Annotated in this window: 2 protein-coding genes; both read left to right on the top strand. The window is 54.8% G+C overall.

Annotated features, from left to right (window positions below; translation table 11 throughout):
- Positions 1 to 348, top strand: a 348-nt coding sequence (locus AACY19_RS26675) for a gp53-like domain-containing protein (protein ID WP_445262327.1), incomplete at its 5' end; no start/stop codon positions are given.
- 2 nt (positions 349 to 350) lie between these two features.
- Positions 351 to 666: phage tail protein (locus tag AACY19_RS26680; protein ID WP_339454479.1), on the top strand; the 316-nt coding region annotated here is incomplete at its 3' end.

The following is a 666-nucleotide window of genomic DNA, read 5'->3' on the forward strand; positions in this document are numbered from 1 at the left end:
GCAGGCGTTGATGACGCCACGATGGTGACGCCGAAAAAACTCAGGTTAGGCTTTTTGGCAAGCCTGACACAAAACGGGTACGTGGTTTTTCCTAGCTGGCTGGGTGGCTTCACCATCCAGTGGGGGGTTGTGAATGCTGGCGATAAAACACCGGTCAGTTTCACTCTCGCATACGCAAATACTTGTTTTGTTGTGCTAGTCACTGATGGAACGATCATGGCGTCGGCGCCTTCGGATGTTGTTCCGTATGGCGCCGCGCCTGATTCGCTCTCAAAAAATGGCTTTTCGCTGCGGTCTTCGCTGGGATCGGTCGCCAATAATGCTTTCTGGATATCGCTGGGGAAATAGCTATGGGCATGCAGCGGTTTTATTCGCAGTCAACGGGCTGCACCTATTTCAAGGGCTTCCATAGCGCTATTCCAGCCGACGCGGTGGCGATCAGCGAATATCGTTTTCTTGAGGTCTTGGCAAATCCTCCTCAGGGTAAAGTCCGAGGTCACGACGTAGCAGGGTTGCCGATCTTGCTCGACATGCTGCCGCCGAATGATGATGTTCTGGCTGCGTCAGAGCGCGCGTGGCGCGATGCTGAGGTTTTGCGCGTTTCCTGGCTGCGTGACCGTCATCGAGATCAATTGGAGGTGGAGGCGCCTACTACGCTCAGCTCCG

Origin of the sequence: Pseudomonas sp. EA_5y_Pfl2_R50 (genome assembly GCF_963970475.1) — a bacterium.
GTDB lineage: Bacteria > Pseudomonadota > Gammaproteobacteria > Pseudomonadales > Pseudomonadaceae > Aquipseudomonas.